The organism is Streptomyces ipomoeae 91-03 (genome assembly GCF_000317595.1).
GTDB lineage: Bacteria > Actinomycetota > Actinomycetes > Streptomycetales > Streptomycetaceae > Streptomyces > Streptomyces ipomoeae.
Genome location: NZ_AEJC01000469.1, coordinates 1 through 2,504, shown reverse-complemented (window position 1 = coordinate 2,504; position 2,504 = coordinate 1). Strand labels below are relative to the sequence as shown.

Genomic DNA, 2,504 nt, shown 5'->3' with positions numbered 1-2,504 from the left:
GGGACTCAGAGCCTGTCGAGGATCTCGTCGAACTTCTCGACCTCGGCGGTCTGGTTCTTGACGACATCGCCGGCGAGCTTCTTCGCCGTGGCGTTCTTGCCGTTCTTCTGCTCGTCCTCGGCCATGGCGATCGCACCCTTGTGGTGCTCGATCATCATCTCCGCGAACATGCGGTCGAACTCGGTGCCCTTGGCGGCTTCGAGCTTCTTCATGTCCTCGTCGGACATCATCCCGGGCATCTCCGACATGTCCATGTCGCCATGATCCATGCCGGGCATGCCCTCCTCGGCCGACTCCGGCTTGCCCCAGGCCTTGAGCCAGGACTTCATGGTCTGGATCTCGGGATCCTGGGCCTTTTCGATGTCCGCGGCCAGGGTCTTGATCTCCGAGTCGGAGGCACGGCCGTCCGCGAGCTCGGCCATCTCCAGGGCCTGCTCGTGGTGCGGGATCATCATCTGCGCGAAGCTGACGTCCGCGTCGTTGAAGGCGCCCGGCGCCGGGTTGTCGCCGGCATCCCGGGAAGCGGACGCGGAGGCGGAGTTGCCGCTCCCGTGGTCCATGCCCTCCATGTCGTCACCGCCGCAGGCGGCAAGCAGCAGTCCTCCCGCCGCGACAACGCCCACCACCGCGATACGGCGGCGAAGGGGACGGCTCAGGGCGCGCTTGTAGGCAGTCATGTGCGAAAACACCTCGTGTGGTCAGTTCTGTTCTGAATACGGTGCCGTTTGCGTGTTGTGCGGGCAGCGCCGGGTGCGCCCGCGCGACGATTCGGCCTACATCCGCAGGACTGACAACTGAGCGAGGTCGGGTCTACGCGGCGGAGGGTTGGGACGCGCGAGAACGGCCAACCGGGCGAGCAGATCCGCCGGCCAGGCGGGCCGACGGGCCAACACCTCGCGCAGGCTCATGGCGAACAACCACGCGCTGAGGACCGCCATGCACAGCGACATCATGTCCATGCCAGTGAAAGGCTCGTCCGCCGACGGCGAAGCACCGGAGAACTCGGACACGTGCGCGGTCATGACGGCGGACTGCGCGCGCGGTGCCGCGGATCCCGCCTCGTGCACCACCGGATCTTGAGGTGAGTCGACGACCGAGGCGTGCGCCCCGCCACCCATACCCGAGCCGGACGAATCCTCCGGGTGCCCCATCGTGTGCATGGCGAACACACCGAACGCGAGCACGACGACCAGCAGGAGATGCCCCAGGGCACCGCCCACCCGCGGTCGCGTGTTCACGCTCACTCAGACCTCCTGGTTCCGACCGCACTCGGGGTCCGGTCGCGAAGCCGTCGCACCCCCGCCGATCGGGCGCCCCCTCGTCTTCCTGTCGCGATCGGCTCTCCCTCATGAGCGAGGCGACCAGGGCGGGGAGTCGGCGTGTCGCACCTCGGTAGTCCTCGATGGTGAAGGCTTCGGGGAGTGCGCGGACCACGGCGAAGGCCCCGAGGTTGGTCACGGCGTACGTGGCCAGGTGGTAGAGCAGCGCCTGCTGATCGAGCTCCGTGCGTCCGGCGACGGCCACCGGCATGAGGGGGTAGCCGACCTGACTGATGGTCGAATAGGCGAGCAGGTGCTTGACGTCCTGCTGGAAGAAGGCCGCCAGGTTGCCCGGGGTCAGGGAGGCGGGTCTCGCGCCACGCGTACAGCGCGCAGGCCAGGAACAGGACACAGATCATCGCGATGAGGGGAAGGGAGGGTCCGTCGACGCCGACGTGGTAGCTGATGCCCGCGCCGGGGATCCATCGCGCCCGCGTCTCGTACCGCATTCCGCCATCGGCCCGGTATCCCGCCCAGGCGATCACGGTCAGCACCAGCTCGGCTGGCGGTGGTCGCCACCCACGCCGTCAGAAACAGCAGTCGCGGGGCACTGCGTGGTACGCACAGCAGCAGGGCCGCGACCGCGGCGGGGAGCAGGACGATGGTCGTGAGCACAGCGGTCACCTCACGAGGACGAGGACGACGGCGATGCCGGTGAAGGCGGCGACCGCCTGGGCGAGGTACTGATGCAGTTGCCCGGTCTGCGGCCTGCGCGCCCACCGCCGAGTGCGCGGGCGCCGTCCGCCGCGCCCTCCACGGCGCCGCTGGCGAGCCGCTCCACCTGCCGGTCGGCCCACCGGGCCGGCCCCCGCCGCGCCGCGAGCGGTGCCCTCGACCGCGCGGTCCAGGACCCGGTCGTCGAAGGCGGCCAGCGTGTCGACGAGGCGTACGACGGGGCGTACGAGGAGCCGGCGGGCCGCGCCGCGCAGGGTGGGCAGTGTCTTGGTGCCCCGTGCCGTGAGCCAGGCGACCGCCACCAGGAAGGCCAGGGCTCGGGTGCAGGGGCACGGTGGGTCAGAGGGCAACATGGGGTGCGCCCGGACGCTGAATGAAGGTCTCGAATGAAGGTCTCGGCCGAAGTCGACTTGGTGTGGATGACAAGCCAGCCAGTGGGAACAATCACGATGCCTTCGACCAGGGAAAACGTGGCAGCGGCCCGTTTCCCGCCCACGTTCGTACGCCCAC

The 2,504-nt window shown here is 69.1% G+C and carries 3 protein-coding genes and 1 pseudogene; all 4 read right to left on the bottom strand.

What is annotated here, in order from left to right; all coding sequences use genetic code 11:
• Positions 1–5: 5 nt before the first annotated feature.
• Complete coding sequence (locus STRIP9103_RS30675; RefSeq protein WP_048821296.1) at positions 6–677, bottom strand: DUF305 domain-containing protein; 672 nt, start codon at positions 675–677, stop codon at positions 6–8.
• Positions 678–773: 96 nt separating this feature from the next.
• Entirely contained in the window at positions 774–1,238 is a 465-nt protein-coding gene (locus STRIP9103_RS30670; RefSeq protein ID WP_234022343.1) for a hypothetical protein, read from the bottom strand.
• Between the two features lie 112 nt (positions 1,239–1,350).
• Positions 1,351–1,626, bottom strand: a pseudogene (locus STRIP9103_RS47290) (proton-conducting transporter transmembrane domain-containing protein); the annotation flags it as partial.
• Between the two features lie 313 nt (positions 1,627–1,939).
• Entirely contained in the window at positions 1,940–2,347 is a 408-nt protein-coding gene (locus STRIP9103_RS30665; protein ID WP_199790594.1) for a hypothetical protein, read from the bottom strand.
• Positions 2,348–2,504 lie beyond the last annotated feature (157 nt).